At 43.9% G+C, this 21,701-nt stretch carries 17 protein-coding genes and 1 pseudogene; 5 read left to right on the top strand and 13 right to left on the bottom strand.

The annotated features are described in order from the left end of the window. Positions 1–177: 177 nt before the first annotated feature. From HMPREF1534_RS12220 to HMPREF1534_RS12235, 4 genes are all read right to left on the bottom strand, one after another. Complete coding sequence (locus tag HMPREF1534_RS12220; RefSeq protein ID WP_005938864.1) at positions 178–2,358, bottom strand: S9 family peptidase; 2,181 nt, start codon at positions 2,356–2,358, stop codon at positions 178–180. 139 nt (positions 2,359–2,497) lie between these two features. Next, positions 2,498–3,130, bottom strand: a complete 633-nt coding sequence (locus tag HMPREF1534_RS12225) for an HU family DNA-binding protein (RefSeq protein WP_005938863.1) — start codon at positions 3,128–3,130, stop codon at positions 2,498–2,500. Between the two features lie 387 nt (positions 3,131–3,517). Beyond that, positions 3,518–5,380: a membrane protein insertase YidC gene (yidC, locus tag HMPREF1534_RS12230; protein WP_005938861.1), complete on the bottom strand. Its 1,863-nt coding sequence runs from the start codon at positions 5,378–5,380 to the stop codon at positions 3,518–3,520. A gap of 38 nt (positions 5,381–5,418) precedes the next feature. Then, positions 5,419–7,020: a CTP synthase gene (locus HMPREF1534_RS12235; protein ID WP_005938860.1), complete on the bottom strand. Its 1,602-nt coding sequence runs from the start codon at positions 7,018–7,020 to the stop codon at positions 5,419–5,421. Between the two features lie 261 nt (positions 7,021–7,281). Between HMPREF1534_RS12235 and HMPREF1534_RS12240 the strand changes: the two genes are divergently transcribed. Beyond that, positions 7,282–8,670: a DUF3078 domain-containing protein gene (locus tag HMPREF1534_RS12240; protein ID WP_005938858.1), complete on the top strand. Its 1,389-nt coding sequence runs from the start codon at positions 7,282–7,284 to the stop codon at positions 8,668–8,670. Between the two features lie 145 nt (positions 8,671–8,815). On the opposite strand, the gene HMPREF1534_RS12245 is transcribed toward HMPREF1534_RS12240, so the two are convergent. Further along, on the bottom strand, positions 8,816–9,904 hold the full coding sequence (locus tag HMPREF1534_RS12245; RefSeq protein WP_005938857.1) for a UDP-N-acetyl glucosamine 2-epimerase: 1,089 nt from the start codon (positions 9,902–9,904) through the stop codon (positions 8,816–8,818). 82 nt (positions 9,905–9,986) lie between these two features. On the opposite strand from HMPREF1534_RS12245, the gene HMPREF1534_RS12250 reads away from it, so the two are divergent. The 4 genes from HMPREF1534_RS12250 (at position 9,987) to HMPREF1534_RS12265 (ending at position 14,169) form a co-directional block, all read left to right on the top strand. After that, positions 9,987–10,595: a trimeric intracellular cation channel family protein gene (locus HMPREF1534_RS12250; RefSeq protein WP_005938856.1), complete on the top strand. Its 609-nt coding sequence runs from the start codon at positions 9,987–9,989 to the stop codon at positions 10,593–10,595. A 164-nt stretch (positions 10,596–10,759) separates the two neighbouring features. Next, positions 10,760–11,263 (top strand): RNA polymerase sigma factor, encoded by a 504-nt coding sequence (locus tag HMPREF1534_RS12255; RefSeq protein WP_005938855.1) that lies wholly within the window; start codon positions 10,760–10,762, stop codon positions 11,261–11,263. 188 nt (positions 11,264–11,451) lie between these two features. Next, positions 11,452–13,227, top strand: a complete 1,776-nt coding sequence (locus tag HMPREF1534_RS12260) for a biotin/lipoyl-binding protein (RefSeq protein ID WP_005938854.1) — start codon at positions 11,452–11,454, stop codon at positions 13,225–13,227. Between the two features lie 111 nt (positions 13,228–13,338). Then, complete coding sequence (locus HMPREF1534_RS12265; RefSeq protein WP_005938853.1) at positions 13,339–14,169, top strand: N-acetylmuramoyl-L-alanine amidase-like domain-containing protein; 831 nt, start codon at positions 13,339–13,341, stop codon at positions 14,167–14,169. A gap of 7 nt (positions 14,170–14,176) precedes the next feature. Here the strand turns inward: HMPREF1534_RS12265 and mtgA are convergent, their stop codons facing one another. The 8 genes and pseudogenes from mtgA to pyrB form a co-directional block, all read right to left on the bottom strand. After that, positions 14,177–14,887, bottom strand: coding sequence for a monofunctional biosynthetic peptidoglycan transglycosylase (gene mtgA / locus HMPREF1534_RS12270; protein ID WP_005938851.1), 711 nt, complete (start codon positions 14,885–14,887; stop codon positions 14,177–14,179). Between the two features lie 80 nt (positions 14,888–14,967). Beyond that, entirely contained in the window at positions 14,968–15,687 is a 720-nt protein-coding gene (locus tag HMPREF1534_RS12275) for an OmpA family protein (protein WP_005938849.1), read from the bottom strand. A 49-nt stretch (positions 15,688–15,736) separates the two neighbouring features. After that, positions 15,737–17,080 carry an MATE family efflux transporter gene (locus HMPREF1534_RS12280; protein WP_005938846.1) on the bottom strand — a complete coding sequence of 448 codons (1,344 nt, stop codon included), beginning with the start codon at positions 17,078–17,080 and terminating at the stop codon, positions 15,737–15,739. A 413-nt stretch (positions 17,081–17,493) separates the two neighbouring features. Next, positions 17,494–18,774 carry a serine hydroxymethyltransferase gene (gene glyA / locus HMPREF1534_RS12285; protein ID WP_005938843.1) on the bottom strand — a complete coding sequence of 427 codons (1,281 nt, stop codon included), beginning with the start codon at positions 18,772–18,774 and terminating at the stop codon, positions 17,494–17,496. A 110-nt stretch (positions 18,775–18,884) separates the two neighbouring features. Then, positions 18,885–19,607: a porin family protein gene (locus HMPREF1534_RS12290; RefSeq protein ID WP_025066849.1), complete on the bottom strand. Its 723-nt coding sequence runs from the start codon at positions 19,605–19,607 to the stop codon at positions 18,885–18,887. Positions 19,608–19,614: 7 nt separating this feature from the next. Then, positions 19,615–20,181, bottom strand: a pseudogene (locus tag HMPREF1534_RS12295) (flavin reductase family protein); the annotation flags it as partial. Next, positions 20,178–20,642, bottom strand: a complete 465-nt coding sequence (gene pyrI, locus HMPREF1534_RS12300; RefSeq protein WP_005938833.1) for an aspartate carbamoyltransferase regulatory subunit — start codon at positions 20,640–20,642, stop codon at positions 20,178–20,180. The gene pyrI and the pseudogene HMPREF1534_RS12295, both read right to left, overlap by 4 nt. Positions 20,643–20,655: 13 nt before the next feature. Next, entirely contained in the window at positions 20,656–21,597 is a 942-nt protein-coding gene (gene pyrB / locus HMPREF1534_RS12305; RefSeq protein WP_005938830.1) for an aspartate carbamoyltransferase, read from the bottom strand. Between the last annotated feature and the right edge of the window lie 104 nt (positions 21,598–21,701).

The following is a 21,701-nucleotide window of genomic DNA, read 5'->3' as shown; positions in this document are numbered from 1 at the left end:
AATACAGGCGAAAGGCAGAAAGTGTTTCATGCCTATTATTTTATCATCCTGAACGCAGTGAAGAATCTGATAACACAAAGTAAATGTTATCAGATTCTTCATTTCATTCAGGGTGGCAGAGCTAAATGATAGCATTAGCAACCGTTTGAACATGCCCCCGGATACGTCGGGAGCAAACTATTTCTTCAACCACTTATCCAGCCAGCTAAAGAATGTACGTTGCCACAACACTCCGTTCTGGGGTTTCAATACCCAGTGGTTTTCGTCCGGGTAGAGCAATAGCTCGGCAGGAACTCCGCGAAGCACTGCCGCATTAAAGGCAGACATACCTTGTGAGGCTAAGATGCGGTAGTCCTTTTCACCGTGGATACACAGGATGGGAGTATCCCATTTATCAACAAAACGGTGGGGTGAGTTGGCGAACGTGCGTTGTGCCGTTGCATTATCCTTGTCCCAGTATGCGCCACCCATATCCCAGTTGGCGAACCACATTTCTTCTGTTTCCAGATATTGCTGTTCTATATTAAAGATACCATCGTGTGCGATGAACGCTTTAAAGCGCTTGTCATGGTGACCTGCCAGCCAATAGACTGAGTATCCTCCGAAGCTAGCGCCCACACATCCCAGACGGTCTGTGTCCACATAAGGTTCTTTCGAGATATCATCGATGGCCGACAGGTAGTCTTTCATACATTGGCCTCCGTAATCGCCACTGATTTGTTCCAACCATTCCATACCGAATCCGGGCAGACCGCGACGGTTGGGGGCAATGATGATATAATCGTTGGCTGCCATTATCTGGAAGTTCCAACGATAGCTCCAGAACTGGCTGACAGGGCTTTGCGGACCGCCTTCGCAGAATAGCAAGGTGGGGTACTTCTTGTTCGGGTCAAAGTTGGTAGGATAGATTACCCATGAAAGCATTTGCTTGCCATCGGTGGTCTTGGTCCATCTTTCTTCCACTTTACCCAATTTCAGCTGATTGAAGATGTGGTCATTCTCATGTGAAATCTGAGCCAACCGTCCGTCGGCAGGAGTGAGGGTATAGATTTCATCGGCTGCACTGATGGAATGACGTTTGGTAATCACCTTATCGCCTGCCATCGCCACCGAACCGTAATCGTACATACCGTCGGTCAGTTTCTTCACTTCGCCGTTCAGGTTTGTACTGTATATCATGCTGGTACCATGCCATACACCGACAAAGTACAGGCTTTGGGAATTATTGTTCCAGCAATAGTCGTCTACACCCGATTCGAAACTCTCGGTAATATAAGTCTTCTTTTTGCTGCCCAAATCCATCACACAAAGGCGGTTTCGGTCACTTTCATATCCGTCGCGCTCCATGCTTTGCCATGCGATGTACTTGCCGTCGGGTGAGAATTTGGGATTGATGTCATAACCTTTGTTCTCGTCCTTTACAGTCAGTTGGACTGCTTGTGGGGTAGCACCGTCCATTGCATTGGTCATGGTAGCAGGTATGCTGCTTTCAGTATAGTCCTTGCATAAATTCTCGGTTTTTTTGCTTTCCAAATCATAAAGGTAGATATCCGAATCGGTAGAGACGGCATAAGCCAGTCCTTGTTTCTTACGGCTGGTATAGGCTATTTGTTTAGAGTCGCTGCTCCATGCCAGTTGCTCGATGCCGCCGAATGGTTTCATCGGAGCCTCAAACGGCTCTCCTTCCATAATGTCGGTGGCCGTTCCCATCATGTTGCCGTCAAAGTCGGCTACAAAGGGATGCGGAATCGTTTCCACCCATTCATCCCAATGCTTGTACATCAGGTCGTTAACAATGATACCGCTGGCTTTGGGCAGGTCAGGATAGAGGTCTGCGGTGCGCTGACCATATTTCACTTGCGAGATGAAAAGAATTTTTTTGCCATCCGGTGAGAAAGAGAATCCTTCTATGTCTCCTTTAAAGTCGGAGATGATGCGGCGTTCCGAGCCGTCAGGATTCATTTCCCAAATTTGGCTGCCGCCACTTTCATTGCACAGAAATGCAATCTTGGTTCCCCCTTTTATCCATTGGGGCTCTCCTTCGTTCCAAGATGTTCGGGTAAGCAGGGTGTTGTTTTGTCCATCGGCATCCATTACATAAATCACACGGTGGCTTTTGTTTTCAGGAACACTGTAATATGCTACAGTATAGGCTATCTTCTTGCCGTCGGGTGATACACTCAGGCTACCTATACGTCCCATTGCCCATAGTGCTTCGGGAGTGAGGCGACCGTCTTTGATGGTAATTTCTTGTTTGCCGATAATGGGCTCGTAGCCCTGTCCTTCCTGTTTTATATCGGTGCAGGAAGAAGCCAGCATAAGTGCCGCTGCCATGATGGTTGCGCTTGATTTATTCATACTTAAAAGCTGTTTTTTGATGATTAAATGATTGCAAAAATACACATAAAAGCCGGTGAAGTGAAATGTTCTTGCATATTTGTTATTTTCTTTGTTTGCTTTAGAGCAGGCTGTTGGTGTATTTTGTGCGTTTGTATGGCTATTTATTATTTCGCTTCACATAAATCATTCCGTTTCTTTTTCCTTCCGTTGTGATGCCGTTGGCGGGGTCTTCTCTCAATCGTTTCAGCTCGAGAGTGGCGCTTGTCTTGCGCAGTCCGGTCAGCTTCATATAGTCCGCCACGCGCATGAAGTGATTTTCTTCCAGATATTTCAAGGCGATTGTGATACGCTCTTCCGGCGAGTAGGGCGAATGGTGGATGCGGCTTACCCCGGCACGCTTCAATTCACAATGCCGGGCGGTTTCCTTTATCAAATCTTTGCTGGCGCGGAAGTTTACTCCATTCACCATAATGCTTCGCGCGTTTCGTTTTTGTTCGTCACCGTCCAATGTGTCTGTTTCTTTGCCTTCGGCTATTCCCAAAGTGGGTTTGAATGTTCCCACACCGTCTATGCTCACGCTGTATCCCTGTGCCATATAGTAAGCCAGTTCATCGGCAAGAGTGGTAAGTACATGCAGTACATTTCCCTCGCTCAGTCCTGACCCCGGACGTGCCAACTTGCTGACAAATTCCCGGGCATTGATGTTGTGATAGGTTTTCATGCGATAAAATACCCGCTGTTCGCCTGAGCCGTCCAGGTCACTCATTTCCTGTTTGATGTATTCAGCCATAATTGTCTGTATAAAGTTGATATTAATAGTATCCAATGTCTTTGGATACCATATACAAAGTTACTATATGCCTGATGTATATCCTAATTTTTATCATTGATTTACAGGTTGATGCCGTTGATTTGTGGATTAGTGCTTGTGATTTATAGATTAGTGGCGATAATCCGGTTGTCTATCAGTAAGCTTCGCGGTTTGTGATGGCATGAGGGAGGCTTTGCAAGGGGAGGTAGAAGAGTATGAGACGGTGTGGTGGGGGATTTCAACTAGTGCATAGGCACCTCATCGGGTTGGTGCATCAAAAGAAAAAGGGGGACGATCAAATCTCTTTGAGAAATGGTCGTCCCCCTTGATAATTATTTATTTAAAGAAATAGAATATTGCGGAGTCTTATTTTTTTCCTTTGTTCATTCTTTCCTGTTGCAGGCGTTCTTGCTCTTTCTGCAATGCTTCGAGCTTGGCCATCAGACCACCGCCGGCTTTACCGCCGTTTTTCTGTTTCTTCTTTTCCTTGTTGGCTTCCAATTGTGCAAGAAGTTTCTTCTCATCAGTTGTCTTGCGCAGGAAGACCATAGTCAGGATACCTATCAAACCGGAGATGAAGTAATAATAGTTCAGACCGGAAGAGTAGCCGTTGAAAATAAAGATAAACATCACAGGCATGATATACATCATCAGTTTCATACCCGGCATTTGCTGCTGGCCGGTGTCTTGTTGCTTCATGGTGTACATTGTGTTCAGGATGTTAGTAATGCTGAACAGCAAACAGAACAGACTCAAGTGATTGCCCAGCAAAGGAATAGTGGTGCTCCAATGAATGATGTCATCGTAGGTAGACATGTCGGGAGCCCATAAGAAACTCTGCTGGCGCAGTTCAATGGCGTTTGGCACGAAGAAGAACAACGCCATGAATACCGGCATCTGAATCAGCATCGGCAGACAGCCACCCATCGGACTGACACCATACTTGCTGTAAAGTGCCATGGTTTCCTGTTGTTTCTTCAGCGCATCTTCCTTTTTGGGATATTTGGCATTGATTTCATTGATATATGGCTTTAATACGCGCATCTTGGCAGATGACATATATGACTTGTGGGTAGCCGGATACACCAATGCTTTTACGATAATGGTCATTAACAGTAGCACTATACCCATGCTCAGTCCCCAACCAGACAGCCAGTCGAACAAGGGGATGGTAAACCAGCGGTTAATCCATCGGATAATCGGCCAACCCAAATATACCAGATCTTCCAGTTCCAGGTCTTTTTGCGAAAGGCTCAAGTCATTGCTTGCCAGCAGTGTCTTGAAATGGTTGGGACCGAAATAGAACTGCATATTGGTAGCCTGTTTTCCCGTGGGGTCAAAGAATGTGGTCATGTCTGCGGTATAGTTCTTCATATATCCGCTTCCCTCTTTTAGGGGAGTAGAGACCAGTGAAGCCTTGTCGAAGTCCTGATCGGCAATCAGTACGCTTGAGAAGAACTGGTTTTTGAAAGCAATCCAGTCTAAGCGGTCGGTCACTTCTTCTTTGGCATCTTTCATTTCGTTCAGGTAGTCCGAGCCTTTGTCCACCGGCTTGTAGGTGAGCGAAGTATAACGTTGCTCAAAGCTGAACCCTTTTTCTAATTGGCGTGCACGCTGATGCCAGTTGATGTTGACAGTGTTGGCTGCTGCCGGGAAGAAATTCTGCATTCCGTTGGCGCGGATGGAGAAGTTCACCACATAGGTATTGGGTAGCAGCTTGTAGTCGAAATCGATATAGCCTGCACCGTTGGTGGCCAGCCGCATCGTCACTGTACTGTCGGTCACATTGGTTGGTCGGAAGTAAAGGTCTTCGGTCAAAATGTTTTCGTTCTTTCCTTCGAAAGCGAAGTTCATGCCCGAGTCTTTTTCGTCAAACAGCTCCAAAGGCTTACCGTCCTGACCGTTATAATTTTTTAGCGTGGCGGCGCATACGCGTCCGCCTTTATTGGTAAATGTGATTTTCACCAAATCGTTTTCCAGTGTTGTCAACTGCTCCGTTCCCTGGCTCGCGCCATAGAACAGTGAGGTAGAGTCTGCCTGTATTGTATAGGCCGCACTCTGCTGTGCTGCCTGTTCTTGCATGGCAGCTTCTTTTTGGGCGATAGCCTGAATGGAATCCTGGTAGTGTTTTGCACGTGCCATTTCTTCCTGGCTGGGACGGTTGTAGATGCTGAAGCCTATCACAACTGCACCAATCAGGGCGAATCCCACTAAAGTGTTTTTGTCCATTTTTTCTTGTTTACCTTATTTATATTATAATTCTCGTTTTATCCTTTATTAATGGCTGCCTTGATAAATGACAGGAACAAAGGATGCGGTTTCAGTACAGTACTGCTGTATTCGGGGTGGAACTGCACTCCGATAAACCATTTCAGGGTAGGAATCTCAACGATTTCCACCAAGTCTGATTCGGGATTGATACCGACACACTTCATGCCCGCTTTCTCAAATTCCTGCTTGTAGTCATTGTTGAATTCATAGCGATGGCGGTGACGCTCCTGAATGTGTTCGCTCTTATAGGCTTCGAAAGTTTTGGAATTCTGGTCGAGCACACATTCGTAAGCTCCCAGACGCATCGTACCTCCCATGTTGGTGATAGCCTTCTGCTCTTCCATGATATCGATAACGTTGTGCGGAGTCTTTTCATCCATCTCGCGGCTGTTGGCATCGGCATATCCCAGTACATTGCGGGCAAATTCGATGGCAATGCACTGCATACCCAGGCAGATACCGAATGTAGGAACATTGTGTGTACGAGCGTATTTGATAGCTATAAACTTACCTTCGATACCACGCTGTCCGAAGCCCGGGCAGATAATGATACCGTCCATGTCTTTGATTTGCTCTTCCACATTTTCATTTGTCAGCTTCTCACTGTTGATGAAGTGGATGTCGGCCTTGCGGTCGTTGTATGTTGCTGCCTGTGACAATGCTTCAAGGATGGATTTATAAGCATCCTGCAAATCATATTTTCCCACTAAGCCTATTTTAACTTTTTCAGTAGCTTTGTGACGACGGTCGAGGAAATCCCTCCACGGGCCGAGGGTAGGAGTCTCGCCTACGGGTAAGCCCATTTTCTGTAGGATGGTAACGTCCAGTCCTTGTTCCTGCATGCGCACCGGAACCTCATAAATAGTAGGCATATCCATGGATTGCACCACTGCATTCTCGTCTACATTGCAGAATAGAGCGACTTTCTTTTTCAGGTTAGTGCTCAATTCGTGTTCTGTGCGAAGTACCAAAATATCCGGTTGGATACCTACGGATTGCAATTCTTTTACAGAGTGCTGTGTCGGTTTTGTTTTCAGCTCACCGGCAGCAGCTAGATAAGGTACGTATGTGAGGTGTACGCATAAAGCGTTACGTCCCATTTCCCATTTTAACTGACGGATACTTTCCAGGTAAGGCAAGGATTCGATATCACCTACCGTACCTCCGATTTCGGTGATTACGAAGTCAAATTTATTTTTAGTGCCTAATAATTTTACGTTGCGCTTAATTTCGTCAGTGATATGGGGAATAACCTGAATGGTCTTTCCCAGATAGTCGCCACGGCGTTCCTTGTCGATAACGCTCTTGTAGATGCGACCGGTTGTAATGTTGTTGGCTTTGGTTGTCTGGATTCCCAAGAAGCGTTCATAGTGTCCCAGGTCAAGATCGGCTTCGTGGCCGTCTACGGTTACATAACATTCACCGTGCTCGTATGGATTCAGAGTTCCCGGGTCGATGTTGATATACGGATCAAACTTTTGAATGGTAACATTGTAGCCTCTTGCTTGCAGCAATTTACCTATTGATGATGAAATAATACCTTTGCCCAATGAAGAGGCAACACCACCAGTTACGAAGATATACTTAGTTTCTCCCACTACTTAATATTTTTAAATGTTATTCTCTTGAATTATCGAAGTTGCAAAATTACAAAATCTTTTTCTGAATTTCCCGGTTGCACAACAAAAAAACGTAATAGAACGTTTAAAAAGTAACCGGCAGCGCTTTTTAAAAACTTCATCCGGTTTTAAAAAGTCATTGATATGGTTTTTAAAAGTACTTTTGTCTTTTGATATAAGGAAAATTAAGTGTACTTTTGCACCATTTAAGTGCCTTTTTACGCAAAAACGATAAAGAATATGAAAAGAAAACTGGCTTTACCCTTGATTTTGGCTTTGTTTTGCTCTGTAGCACCGGCGCAGAAGATAACAAAAGCGAAGGCAAGTCCTGCGGTAGCGGCATTTGCCGATTCTTTGGCTAATTTGAGAGCAGCTTATTATGCTTATTTTAGAATGTGGGATGACTTGGATGCTCCGGCTCCGCGTGTCCGCCGTGACCCGGCTTATTATAAATTGTTTGTTCCGCCTACTTATTATACCGCACCGGTAGAGCAGGCTTTCGAATTGAAGTGGTCGCCCGAAGAATATAATACTAAACACACGGCGGCAGATTCGGTTTATCGTGCCAAACAGGATTCTATTCGGTTGTTTACTGTGCCTGATTTGGAACGGTCGGCCAAGGTAGACCGTTGGGTGAATAAAATTCTTCTTAATTATTATATGCAGTATCCTGAGAGAGTGTTGGGTAATGAGCTTTATCTGGCAGACTTGAAGCCTTTGGAAGACAGCCAGATTGTAATGAATCCACGTAAAGAGCATATTAAGAGCTTCTTACAACCGGAAAATCCGGTGGAGAGTGTGGATACGGAAAGTGATTTGGTGATTGTTCGTCCCAACTTCTGGAAATATAAAGGAAACGGATATGCTCAGTTTACACAGCATTATATTTCGGACAATTGGTATAAAGGTGGTGAAAGTACTAACTCTTTGCTCTCGGGCTTAGTGCTTGAAGCTAATTTTGATGACCGTCAGCGGCTGGAATTTGAAAATAAGCTGGAGATGAAGTTGGGATTCGTCACTGCCCCTTCTGATACGGTTCATAAATATAAGACAAACGCCGATTTGTTCCGTTTGAACAGTAAGCTCGGTGTGAAAGCATTCAAGAATTGGTATTATACATTGGCTGCCGAGTTCAAGACCCAGTTCTTTGCTAACTACAAAACCAATACGAACGACATGATTTCTAATTTCATGTCTCCGGCACAGCTTGATATAACCCTCGGTATGGACTTTAAGCAAAACAAGAAGAATTATACTTTGTCTTTGCTGACATCTCCGCTGGCATATACCTTTATGTATATCAGTAATGATAAAATTACCGATCCTGCTGCTTTTAATGTGGAGCCGGGGCACAGCACTGCCAACCTTATCGGTTCTAAATTTACGGGAAACCTCACTTGGACAATTATCCCGAGTATCGTATGGGAGTCTAAATTGGAATACTTTACTACTTATGATAAAGTAATTGCCAGTTGGGAAAACACATTCAACTTCGTGTTGAACCGTTATTTGTCGACGAAATTATTCGTTCATGCCCGCTATGATGATGGCGTGAAGTTGACGGAGGATAATAAGAGCTATTTCCAGTTGCAGGAATTGCTGAGTTTCGGTTTGAACTATACTTGGTAAATACGGTATTGTATCTTTTGTCATTTTGGATATTGTGAAGAATCTGCGCACATTACTTTGTGTCAGCAGATTCTTCTTTTTTGTTTCGGAATGACCAATAGCACTGCGCCGGGCCGATTAAAAGTGATGGTTATTCCTTTTCTCTTTATAATTTCTCTTCGAGCAAGGTTTGCACAATTCTTTCGGCAGCACGACCGTCCCAGCGTTCCGGCAGATGTCCTTTCTGCCATTCGCCTTTATTCAGCCTGTCAAGTGCCGCAGACAAAGCTCCGGCATCTTCACCCACCAAACAATTCGTACCGATACTTACGGTTTCAGGATGCTCGGCATAAGTGTTCAGTGTGATGCAGGGAATACCGAGGAAGGTAGCTTCTTCAGCCACATTACCCGAGTCTGTGATAATGGTCTGCGCCTGATTTACCATATATCCGAAAGCCAGATAGGGTTGGGGAGGAAGAATATGCAGTCGCTCGGAATGAATGCCCAGGGCACTCAGTTTGTTTTTTACATAATTATGTAAAGGAGCGACAATCGGTTTATCTGTCTTTTCCAATATTGTATGGAAAAGGGTTTTCAGAACAGCATCGTTATTAATTAATGTATGTCGGTTTAAAGTAAGCAGTACGTATTCTTTTTCCTTCACTCCCATAATAGAGAAAGCCACAGGGCGTTGTAGTCTTGTGCGGTTGTATCGCAAAGTGTCGATTAAGATATTTCCAACAAAATGGACATGAGCCTGTTCTGTTCCCGTATGGTTTAAGTTTCGGTTTGCCACCATTCCGGCAGTAAATAGGATATCCGAAAGTCCGTCGGTAATCATACGGTTGACTTCTTTCGGCATATCCATGTCGAAAGAGCGTGTCCCGGCTACCAAATGAGCAACTTTCAGCCCTTTCTTTTTAGCTACGATAGAACAGGCCATAGTGGGAGTGAGGTCGTCTACCACAATGACAATTTGTGCAGGATGCTTCTCCAGCTCACGGGCAAAGGCAACGACAATGCCTGCCATTCGTTGGAAGAAATCAGTATCATCCACTCTTAAATATGCATCGGGACGGGGCATGTCGAGGTCGGTGAACAAAGAGGGCTCCAGGCTCTTGTCTTCGTCCGAACCTGTATATACCAGACGGGCACTGATGTTCTTACCTGCTGCTTTGGCAGCGTTAATAGCACGCATTAAGGGAGCAATTTTCATGAAATTGGGGCGTGCGCCTGCGATAATTGTTATTTTCATTTCATTTTAGCTATTTTCAAAAGACAAAAATACGTTTTCTTATCGAAATTATTCGTTACTTTGCAGCCAAATAAGTTTATTTATGATAACATTTGTACAAGTTTTGGATTTTATAGGAACGTTTGCCTTTGCCATTAGTGGCATCCGGCTTGCTTCGGCTAAACAATTTGACTGGTTCGGGGCTTATGTAGTAGGAATGGCAACGGCTATCGGCGGAGGTACAATTCGCGATGTGTTGTTGGATGTGACGCCGGGATGGATGACCGACCCCATTTATTTGATATGTACGGGGCTTGCATTGTTCTGGGTGATTGCTTTTGGAAAGTATCTGATTCACATGCACAATACATTCTTCTTGTTTGACAGCATCGGTCTGGCTTTGTTTACCGTTGTAGGTGTGGGCAAGAGCATTGCATTGGGGTATCCTTATTGGGTAGCCATTATCATGGGTAGTATTACGGGTGCTGCCGGAGGTGTAATCCGCGATGTGTTTATTAATGAGATTCCGTTAATCTTTCGTAAGGAAATTTATGCAATGGCGTGTGTCGTGGGCGGACTGGCTTACTGGATATGCGACTTTGCCGGAATGGAGGCTTACGGATGCCAGGTGGTAGGAGGAGTAACGGTGTTTTTCACTCGTATTTTGGCTGTTAAATATAGTATTTGTTTACCAACTTTAAAAGGAGAATAGCTCCGAAAACCACCTGTTAATCGACAAGATAGGGGGTAGAAACTGATAATTGGCGGTTTTTACCCCCTATTTTGATAGTTTTTCCTTGTCCGCCCCTTAAAAAAGCCTTATCCTTGCAGCACGAGAGCATGAACAAAGAGTTATAAACCTAAACTTAAAAACTTATGAATAGTATTAGTTTTAAGAAAAACCTGCTTAGTGTGCAAGAAGAATTACTTCGATTTGCCTATAAACTGACAGCCGACCGTGAGGAAGCTAACGACCTATTGCAGGAGACGTCGCTGAAAGCCTTAGACAATGAGGATAAGTATATTCCCGATACAAACTTTAAGGGATGGATGTACACAATCATGCGTAACATCTTTATTAATAATTACAGAAAAATTGTACGTGACCAAACATTTGTCGACCACACCGATAACTTATACCACTTGAACTTGCCACAGGATTCCGGTTTTGACAGTACAGAAGGTGCTTATGACATTAAGGAAATACACCGGGTAGTAAATCTCTTGCCGAATGAATACCGTATTCCCTTTGCCATGCATGTGTCAGGCTTTAAATATCGTGAGATAGCCGAAAAATTATCTTTGCCGCTTGGAACAGTAAAAAGTCGTATCTTTTTTACTCGTCAACGCTTGCAGGGACAGCTACGTGATTTTGTGTAATTAGCGTCTGTAAATAACAAAAAGAAAGAATAGGTCGGATAAGTTCGGCCTATTCTGTTTTGTATAGCTGGCAATATGATATTAAACATGTTTTTAGAGGATAAAAAATCTACTTGAATATTAACTTTCTTTTTATTCATTTGTTATATTTGCAGAAGGACGAAACACCTTTAAATCGAAATATAATTATGAAAAAAGAAATCAAATTCAGTTTGGTCTACCGCGATATGTGGCAGTCATCAGGAAAGTATCAACCCAGAGCAGACCAGTTGGCACGGATAGCTCCTCTTATCATTGAGATGGGCTGTTTTGCCCGCGTGGAGACCAATGGAGGTGCTTTTGAACAAGTGAACTTACTTTATGGGGAGAACCCGAATAAAGCAGTCCGTACGTTTACCAAACCATTGCATGAAGCAGGTATTCAGACTCATATGCTCGATCGTGGTTTGAATGCATTGAGAATGTATCCCGTTCCCGCTGATGTGCGACGGTTGATGTATAAGGTGAAACATGCACAGGGAGTTGATATCACTCGTATTTTTTGCGGTCTGAATGAAGTGCGCAATATTATTCCTTCTATAAAATATGCCAAGGAAGCCGGAATGATTCCGCAGGCTACCTTGTGTATTACTTATTCTCCGGTTCACACCGTAGAGTACTATTCCCGCATAGCAGATCAATTGATAGAGGCAGGGGCTCCCGAAATCTGCCTGAAAGATATGGCAGGTATTGGACGTCCCGAAATGTTGGGGCAACTGGTGAAAAATATCAAGGAAAAACATCCCGAAGTGATTGTCCAATATCATGGACATACGGGGCCGGGCTTATCGATGGCGTCTATTTTGGAGGTTTGTGAAAACGGTGCCGATATTATTGATGTTGCAATGGAACCCTTGTCATGGGGAAAGGTGCATCCCGATGTCATCTCCGTTCAGGCCATGCTGAAGAATGCCGGTTTCCGGGTGCCCGAAATCAATATGAAGGCTTATATGAAAGCGCGCAGCATGACGCAAGAGTTTATAGATGATTTCTTGGGTTATTTTATCGACCCTACCAACAAACACATGTCTTCGTTGTTGCTCGGTTGCGGACTGCCGGGCGGCATGATGGGTTCCATGATGGCTGACTTGAAGGGTGTTCATTCGGGCATCAACTTGATATTGAAAGGACAGGGCAAGGAGCCGATGAGTCTGGATGACTTGGTGGTGATGCTGTTTGAGGAAGTGGAATATGTATGGCCGAAATTAGGCTATCCTCCGTTGGTAACTCCATTTAGCCAATATGTAAAGAATGTGGCGCTGATGAACGTAATGCAGTTGATAAAGGGTGAGGGACGCTGGACCATGATAGACAATCATACTTGGGATATGATATTAGGAAAGAGTGGTAAGCTGCCCGGTGAGTTAGCTCCCGAAATTATAGAGTTGGCAAAGAGCAAAGGGTTGGAATTTACGGATGAAGACCCACAGAAGAACTATCCCGATGAGTTGGACAACTATCGCAAAGAAATGGATGAAAATGGTTGGGACTATGGAGAAGATGATGAAGAGCTCTTTGAATTGGCCATGCACGACCGCCAATATCGTGATTATAAATCAGGAGTTGCCAAGAAGCGTTTCTTGGATGACCTGCAGCGTGCCAAAGATGCGGCAATGGCAAAGAGTGGTTTTAATGAAGAAGAAATCAAAAAGTATAAGCGCGCCAAGGCCGACCCGATTATTGCGCCCGAAAAAGGACAGGTATTGTGGGAAGTATCGGTGGAAGGTCCGTCGACAGCTCCTTTTATCGGTCGTAAATACCAGCATGACGAAGTGTTCTGTTATATTTCCACTCCATGGGGAGAATACGAAAAGATAATGGCCAATTTCACCGGAAGAGTAGTGGAAGTATGTGCTGCACAGGGTGCGGTTGTCAACAAAGGTGATGTCATTGCTTACTTGGAACGAACGGAGTTTTTCGCTTGATTTATAATATAGCAACAAGGGACGGGCGTTTGTTTTTCTAAAAAACAGGCGCCTGTTTTTTTATTATCATTTATTTAATTACTATCTTTACTCCTTCAGAAAACCAACAGGATGAAACGAACGGCTTTATTATTCTTTTTGACAGGAATGCTGATGCTTCCTGCGGCAGCTCAAGAGAAAGACAGTATAAAAGTGGAGGCTTTATTGCAGAAAGCGTCGGCATTGCCCGGCGATAGCAGCAGAACAATGTTTTTTGCCCGACAGATGCTGGGCGTGCCTTACGTGGCGGGAACCTTGGATGAAGGCAAAGAGGAAAACCTTGTAGTTCATTTGGACAAGGTGGATTGTACGACTTTTGTTGAGACGGTTTTAGCTTTGGCTTTAGCAGATAAAGACAAGGAAAGGAACTTTGGCAGTTTTAAAAAAGCGTTGCAACATATGCGTTATAGGGGCGGAGTATTGAATGGCTATCCATCACGTCTGCATTATTTCAGCGAGTGGATAAAGGATAATGAGCGGAAGGGTATCGTAAAGGAGCGGACAGACGAATTCAGCACCCTGCAACAGGAGTTGCATCTCAACTTCATGTCTACCCATCCCGACAGTTATAGGCAGCTGAAAGATAATCCCTCTTTAGTAGCTGAAATAGTGCGACAGGAACAGGCGTTGAATGGGAGTGTGGTTACTTACTTTCCGAAAGACCAACTGAGTTATCCTCCTTATAAGTTGAATATAAAGGATGGTGATATATTGGCAATCACAACGAATATTACCGGACTTGATGTGGTACACGTCGGTTTTGTCTGTTGGGTGGGAGATACCCTTCATTTGCTGCATGCTTCCTCTGTGGCAAAGAAGGTAATTCTGGACCCTCAGCCAATGTATGACTATTCAAAGAATAAAAGGACTCATACCGGGGTTCGAATCATATCCGTATTGTAAGGCAGGACTAAGTGTTTTCCGCCTTCTTCTTTTCTTTTGGGGGGAAAGCGGGAACACATTTCATTAGATAAAGAATTTTCTTTTGTCTTTTAAACATATAGTTGCTTGGCTTGCCCGAATTAAACTTGCGGGGATTGGGCAGGCTGGCTGCTATCAGGGCACATTCACCCGGAGTCAATTGACCTGCCTTTTTATGAAAATGCTCTTTGGCAACGGCTTCTGCTCCATAGATTCCTTTTCCCATTTCGATGGAATTGAGATAAACTTCCATAATCCTTTCTTTACTCCAACATAATTCTATGAGAGTCGTGAAATACACTTCCAGCCCTTTTCTCAGCCAAGAGGAGGCCGGCCATAAAAACACGTTCTTGGCAGTTTGTTGGCTGATAGTGCTTGCGCCGCGAGGACGTTTTCTGGTCTTGTTTTCCTCCATGGCTTTTTCTATTTCTTTAAAGTCGAATCCATTATGTTCGGCAAACCGGTTGTCTTCCGAAGCTATGACAGCCATGGGCAGATGGCGGGAAATCTTCTCTTTCGACACCCAGGTGTGTTTCCATTTGATGTCTTCGCCATGAATTATCTGTTGTGCGGTTCTGATGAACATCAGGGGAGTAAAATAAACGGGGATAAAACGCAAAGCTATGACTGACAGAATAGATGAGCCAAAGAATATAATCAATAGATTGCGGATAAACTTAAGAATCTTTTTTTTCTTCATGTTTGCGTAGCGAAAAAAGTAAAATCACGCTTTCAAATCTACTCACAGAGGTAGTTGAAAGCGTGATTTTATCACATAATTTATTTCAATGTACCGGCTTCAGCCTGCTGAATCATTTGTTGGCTGGCATACATATATACTTCCACGCGACGATTCTGTTGACGTCCTTCGGCAGTATCATTGTTTGCTATAGGGTCGGCTTGGCCCAAACCTTCAACTGATTTGATTTGAGAAGTGCTGGCACCGCAACTCAACAGATAACTTGCCACACTTTGTGCACGTTCTTGAGACAAGTTGAGGTTCTTTTGGATGCTTTGTTCGGCAGTGCTGTTTCTCCAACCTTGATTGTCGGTGTAACCATATATGGATACGTCCATGCCTCTGTTCTGATTCAATACATTGTTGGCGAATTTGCTCAATGCTGATTTGGCTTGAGGACTTAGGGAAGCATTTCCGGTGTTGAAGAGAATGCCCGAGTCGAAAGTAACTTTTACAGCCTGAAGTCCGTTGTTATCAGTTACTTGCTCTACCTGAGCACCTTGAATCTGAGCAGCTTCGGCAGCTGCCTTATCCATTTTCTTGCCAATCAAAACACCGGCACCCGTACCAACGGCAGCACCAACGGCAGCACCGATAGCAGCACCTTTGCCGTGTCCGGCAATACCTCCGATAATAGCACCCAAGGCAGCACCGCCACCGCCGCCGATTAGTCCGCCTTTAGTTGTATTATTCATGTTACCACATCCACTGAATACTAATGTCGCACTCAGCAAAAAAGCAATAAATTTAGTCTTTTTCATAATCTCATTTGTTTTTAATTATATAATGACTTAATGCAAAAATTGTTCATCAATCAGCCTGATAACTTAATGCCTTTTTCTTGATAGCCATAAACCATATCAGGCAGATAATCCCTTTCATTGTACTGGTAATGGTTACGCTCCACCAAATGCCCGGCAATCCCCATCCCCATGAGACGAACAGGAGTGCCATCGGGATGCGCAGATAATTGCAGCTGACACTTATCACAGCAGGCGGCATTGTACGTCCGATTCCGTAAAATACTCCCTGGATGGTGATTTCAAGCATCATAAATATTTGGGAGTATCCGTCAATGCGTAAAAATACACCGCCGGTTTCGTAAGCTGCTTTCTCAGGTACAAAGATAGAAAATATTTCATTACCATAACATATAAAAATGAAGGTACAGAAGGTGCCGAAGATAAAAGTCATCCACAAGGTGGTGTGGTAGGCCTTCAGTACACGGGCTACTTGGCGTGCTGCGTAGTTTTGAGCTACAAAAGCGCTGAGTGCAGTGGCAAAACCTTGTGAGGTATTCCAGGTTATGGCTTCAATCTGTCCGCCTGTGGTGAGAGCCATCAGCCCTAGATGCCCACCCTGTTCGGAGGCGGTTCGTCCGAGAAACATATTGACGAATGCAAATAGGGTGTTGAATGTTGCTACAGGGAGTCCTATCTTGATAATGCGTACGGCGTATTGTTTTTTAAGGTGTGTAAAGAAAATAAAGTTGTCCCACAGAATCTTTTTCTTCTTTAATTGATAGACAAAAAGAAAGCATACGATGGCTTCTGCCAGCCAGGTGGCGATAGCGGCACCGGTAGTTCCCCATCCTAAACCAAAGATGAGGAGAGGGTCTAGTATGATGTTAGTTATCAGACCAATACCGTTGATTGAGAAAGGAATCTTACTCCTTCCTGCTGCATTGAATGTTCCGGTAAAAGCAGTGGACAGGAATACGAACGGCAATGCTGTAGATATGATGCGCAGATATTCCACTGCCATGTCTTCGATGTGTGGTTGCAATTCGTAGATGCTGATGATAGGGCGTGCAAAGATAAATAGTATGGCACCCCAAAGTACGGAAATCAACAGTGCTAAAGTAATATTATTGGAAGCAAAATTACGTGCGGCTTGTTCGTCTTGAGCACCGATTGCTTGCCCCACATTTACTTCGGCACCTACTTTATTGAGCAAGGCAATGGCGGTGGACATCCATGTGAGAATCCCTACGGAACCCACAGCGGCAATGGCTTCACTTCCCAATCTTCCTACCCATGCCATATCTGTCAGGCTATATGCCATTTGGATAAAAGAAGTAGCCATAATGGGCATTGCTAAAGTAAAAAGCTGGCGTAGAATGGGACCTTGAGTTAGATTCTTTGTTCCTTTCATCAGTCGTTAATGTAAAATGTGTGCAAAGGTATAAAAATAAAGGAGGATTTCCAGTAGAGATGGAAAACATTTAGGCTTTTTCAAAAAAGCCGGAAGTGTTTTGCATAAAGGCCTTGATGTTTTTTTAAAAGACCTTGGTGTTTTCTTGAAAGCCGAAAGAGTTTTGAAAAAAGACCTTGGTCTTTTTTTGGGGGGGAGGTTGTTGTATGAAGTATCATCAGCTTAATACATTATTCTATGTTTCACTGCAATTGATTGTGAAACAGTGCCTTAATCCCTTGATACGTGTGAAACGTGCTTTTGTTTTTCTTTTATAGTTCAAGAAATGGGGGTGCGTCAAAACTAACCGGTCTATCTCAATGTTTAGACACAATCCCCATTTCTTTGATGGTAAATGTAAGTGTTTCCTGTTTTTAATAAGCAAAAATAGGATATTTCTTCATTGTTTCATTCACGCGGGCACGAACCTGTGCAATTACTTCCTCATTATCCACATTAGAAAGAACGGTTTCAATCATTTCGGCAATTTCAATCATCAAATCTTCTTTTGCACCGCGAGTTGTAATGGCAGGAGTACCTAGGCGGATACCCGAAGTCTGGAATGCTGAACGGCTGTCGAACGGCACCATATTTTTGTTTACTGTGATATCGGCAGAAACCAATGCTTTTTCAGCCACTTTACCTGTCAAATCAGGATATTTAGTGCGTAAATCTACCAGCATGGAGTGATTGTCGGTGCCACCGGATACAATGGTAAAGCCACGATCTATCAAAGCCTGTGCCAATACTTTGGCATTCTTCTGTACTTGTTTTTGATATTCTTTATATTCAGGTTGTAAACATTCACCGAAGGCAACAGCTTTGGCAGCGATAACGTGTTCCAACGGTCCGCCCTGGATGCCCGGGAATACGGCAGAGTCCAATAGTTGCGACATCATCTTGATTTCACCTTTCGGAGTTTTCTTACCCCATGGGTTAGGGAAGTCTTTGCCCATCATGATGACACCGCCACGAGGCCCGCGAAGTGTTTTATGAGTGGTGGAGGTAACGATGTGAGCATATTTTACAGGATTGTCTAGCAGACCTGCGGCAATGAGTCCGGCCGGATGAGCCATATCAATCATCAAGATGGCACCCACTTTATCGGCTATTTCACGCATACGTTTGTAGTCCCATTCGCGAGAGTATGCAGAGCCGCCGCCGATAATCATTTTCGGCTTTTCACGTAATGCCACTTCTTCCATCTGATCGTAGTCTACACGTTCTGTTTCTTTGTTCAGATTGTATTCGCACGGAGTGTAGATGATCCCCGATGTATTTACCAAAGAACCATGTGACAGATGACCACCGTGAGCCAGATTCAATCCCATGAATTTATCGCCCGGATTCAAGACCGCCAAGAAAACAGCGGCATTGGCTTGTGCACCGGAGTGAGGCTGAACATTGGCCCATTCCGCACCAAAGATTTGTTTTAGTCTGTCGATTGCGATTTGTTCGCTTTGGTCTACCACTTCGCAACCACCGTAATAGCGTTTGCCCGGATAACCTTCGGCATACTTGTTGGTAAGGCAAGACCCCATGGCTTGCATTACTTGGTCACTGACAAAGTTTTCGGATGCAATCAGCTCGATACCTTTGAGCTGGCGTTGATGCTCTTTTTCGATGATATCGAAAATCAAATCGTCTCTTTTCATTTCTTTTTATAATAAGTTTATGTACGATATTCGATTTAGAGTTCACAAAGTTAAGAAATTTTAGGTTAGAAGGAAATAAATTCGGGAAAATCTTTCGCTACTGTGATAATTTAAAAAATAACTCCCAATGAGAAGCTGAGTACGTTTTTATGACGGTTGATAACAATGCCTTTTTCGTGGGATATTTCTCCGTTGGTGTTCTTTTCGTAAATGATTTCTTTTGATATGTTGGTCAGCCCTATTTCGTAGCGGAAATCAAAAAAAATATTCGAGATATTTACGCCTAAACCGATGACACTGCTCACATTGATGGGGTGTAACTCTTCTTGAATATTGTCATGCCCAAAGTTGGAGAATTCTTCTTTCGTCTTTCTCTTCCAGATATATTCCAGTTTGGGACCGATGAAGAATGCCATGCCGTATGGATGACTTTTGACGAAGCTGTATCCATACAGCAGGGGGATTTCCAATGAATGGATGGTGGAACGGATAGTGGCAAAATCGGGTGGGAGAGTTTCGTTGTTTTGATTTTTGTCGAAAGTGATATCTCCTTTGTTTACGTTATAAGTAAACTCGGGTTGGATGAAATGGCGTTTCATGTTGAAACGGAAAAACAAGGCGGCAAAATAGCCTACCTTGTAGTTGTTTTGTATGTCTTCAAAACGTTGTCCGTCCAGTTGCAGGCGGCTGGTGAAATACATGGAGGAGTTAAATCCTGCTTTCAGGCCTATGTTGACTTTAGGCTCTGTTTGGGAGCTCTGCTTCTGTTCTTCTGCTTTCAGGACAGACGTGGAAAGAAACAATGCCGATATGAGCAGGAAATTTTTCTTCATCTATTCTTTTTTTTTTTTTTTCTACTGACCAGCCAAATTTACCGATCTTGGTACCCAAATCAAAATATCCGCCGTGTACATATACCAATGGGTTGCTCCCGGCCAGTTCGAACTTTCCTGTTTCTTTATTCAGATATTTGTCATCCGCTTTTACGTTCACTACATCGGCAATGAACATATCGTGTGAACCCAGTGAAATGATTTCCTTCACACGGCACTCGATGCATAGTGGAGATTCTTCAATGATGGGTGCACTTACCATTTTTGCCTTTCCGGGGGTTAGTTTCATTTCTTGAAACTTATTATAATCTCTTCCGGAGCGCACACCGCACCAATCGGTAGCAAAAGCCATATCCCTGGTAGTGAGGTTGATGACAAACTCCATATTGCGTTTCAGAATGGGATAAGAGTGACGTTCGGGGCGTACGGATATATAACACATGGGTGGGTTGGTACATATTGTACCTGCCCACGCCACTGTGATGATATTATATTCTTCTTCCGTACTTCCGCAACTCACCAGAACAGCCGGCAGCGGATAAATCATGGTTCCCGGTTTCCAGTCTTGTTTCATAATAACTTAATTGCTTCTTTGCTTTGTTCTTTTTCGCAATAGTGGCATTTCAAAATACCGTGTTCCTTGTCGATGACGTGAAACAGGGTTGCCATCGGTTCATTATTGGTGATACATTTGGGGTTGGCGCATTTCACGATGCCGCGTAACTCTTCGGGCATCAGTACCTGTTTCTTTTCCACTACTTCATAGTCACGGATAATATTAAGTTTCACGTTGGGGGCAACTACCGACAGGCGGCTGATCTCTTCATCCGTAAAGAAACGGTCGGCTACCTTGATGATACCTTTCTTACCCAATTTCTTGCTCTCGAAGTTGTTTCCGATAGTAATGTTTGAGTCAGAATTCTGTAATCCGAGCAATGCAACTACAGTAAACAGTTTGTCGGAAGGTATATGGTCTATAACAGTTCCGTTCTTTAAAGCGGCAACTTGTAATTCTTGTTTGTTCTTTTCGCTCATAGTCTTTTCGTTTTTACTTATTACCATCTTCAATTACATCATCCAGTGTAATGCCCAATACATCGCAAAGGATGGCCTGGCGTGCATACAGTCCGTTTTGTGCCTGCTGGAAATAGTATGCTTTTGGATTTTCGTCCACATCGTATGCGATTTCGTTTACTCGGGGCAGCGGGTGAAGAATGCGCAGGTTGGGGCGGGTGTGTCTCAACATTTCATTCCTTAATATATATACGTCTTTCACGCGTTCATACTCCATCAAATCGGTGAAGCGTTCGCGTTGCACACGTGTCATATACAGAATGTCGGCTTCGGCAATAGTATCTTCGTTGAAGTCTGTATATTCCTTATATTTAATACCGTGTTCGCGGCAATATAGCTTATACTCCTCGGGCATTTTCAGCTCTTCGGGAGCGATAAAGTGAAAAGTCGGGTTGAAATGGCGCATGGCCATCAACAGGGAGTGAACGGTTCGTCCGTATTTCAGGTCGCCTACCAAATAGATATTCAGATTTTCGAGAGTGCCTTGTGTTTTGTATATGGAATAGAGGTCTAGCATGGTTTGTGAAGGATGCTGGTTGGCTCCGTCTCCTGCATTTACAATAGGCACCGGGGCAACTTCGCTGGCATAGCGCGCAGCTCCTTCCAGATAATGTCTCATTACGATAATGTCGGCATAGTTGCTCACCATCATAATTGTGTCTTTTAATGTTTCGCCTTTTGAAGAACTGGTAACTTTGGGGTCGGTGAATCCGATAACCCGTGCTCCCAAGCGGTTGGCTGCTGTTTCAAAACTGAGTCGCGTTCGGGTGGATGGCTCGAAAAAAAGAGTGGCTACCACCTTGTTGTCCAATAATTTACGGTTAGGTTTCTTCTCAAACTCTTTTGCCATTTCCAACAAATAGAGAATTTTCTCTTTGGAGTGTTCGGCAATAGTGACTAAACTTCTATTTTCCATACCTATTTGTATTTATAATTACAATTATACGGAGCGTAAAGGTATGAAAAAAAAATAAAATGACGAAGCTTCTAAAGATATTTAGTTGAACTTTGTTAGAAACG

Source organism: Phocaeicola massiliensis B84634 = Timone 84634 = DSM 17679 = JCM 13223 (assembly GCF_000382445.1).
GTDB classification, from domain to species: Bacteria; Bacteroidota; Bacteroidia; order Bacteroidales; family Bacteroidaceae; genus Phocaeicola; species Phocaeicola massiliensis.
This window is presented reverse-complemented; position numbering and strand designations above follow the sequence as displayed.

Bases quoted from the DNA above. Each gene is read 5' to 3' on its own strand.
- HMPREF1534_RS12220 (WP_005938864.1), bottom strand. From the start codon at position 2,358: ATGAATAAATCAAGCGCAACCATCATGGCAGCGGCACTTATGCTGGCT.
- HMPREF1534_RS12225 (WP_005938863.1), bottom strand. From the start codon at position 3,130: ATGGCTGAATACATCAAACAGGAAATGAGTGACCTGGACGGCTCAGGC.
- yidC (WP_005938861.1), bottom strand. From the start codon at position 5,380: ATGGACAAAAACACTTTAGTGGGATTCGCCCTGATTGGTGCAGTTGTG.
- HMPREF1534_RS12240 (WP_005938858.1), top strand. From the start codon at position 7,282: ATGAAAAGAAAACTGGCTTTACCCTTGATTTTGGCTTTGTTTTGCTCT.
- HMPREF1534_RS12245 (WP_005938857.1), bottom strand. From the start codon at position 9,904: ATGAAAATAACAATTATCGCAGGCGCACGCCCCAATTTCATGAAAATT.
- HMPREF1534_RS12250 (WP_005938856.1), top strand. From the start codon at position 9,987: ATGATAACATTTGTACAAGTTTTGGATTTTATAGGAACGTTTGCCTTT.
- HMPREF1534_RS12255 (WP_005938855.1), top strand. From the start codon at position 10,760: ATGAATAGTATTAGTTTTAAGAAAAACCTGCTTAGTGTGCAAGAAGAA.
- HMPREF1534_RS12260 (WP_005938854.1), top strand. From the start codon at position 11,452: ATGAAAAAAGAAATCAAATTCAGTTTGGTCTACCGCGATATGTGGCAG.
- HMPREF1534_RS12265 (WP_005938853.1), top strand. From the start codon at position 13,339: ATGAAACGAACGGCTTTATTATTCTTTTTGACAGGAATGCTGATGCTT.
- mtgA (WP_005938851.1), bottom strand. From the start codon at position 14,887: ATGAAGAAAAAAAAGATTCTTAAGTTTATCCGCAATCTATTGATTATA.
- HMPREF1534_RS12275 (WP_005938849.1), bottom strand. From the start codon at position 15,687: ATGAAAAAGACTAAATTTATTGCTTTTTTGCTGAGTGCGACATTAGTA.
- HMPREF1534_RS12280 (WP_005938846.1), bottom strand. From the start codon at position 17,080: ATGAAAGGAACAAAGAATCTAACTCAAGGTCCCATTCTACGCCAGCTT.
- glyA (WP_005938843.1), bottom strand. From the start codon at position 18,774: ATGAAAAGAGACGATTTGATTTTCGATATCATCGAAAAAGAGCATCAA.
- HMPREF1534_RS12290 (WP_025066849.1), bottom strand. From the start codon at position 19,607: ATGAAGAAAAATTTCCTGCTCATATCGGCATTGTTTCTTTCCACGTCT.
- pyrI (WP_005938833.1), bottom strand. From the start codon at position 20,642: ATGAGCGAAAAGAACAAACAAGAATTACAAGTTGCCGCTTTAAAGAAC.
- pyrB (WP_005938830.1), bottom strand. From the start codon at position 21,597: ATGGAAAATAGAAGTTTAGTCACTATTGCCGAACACTCCAAAGAGAAA.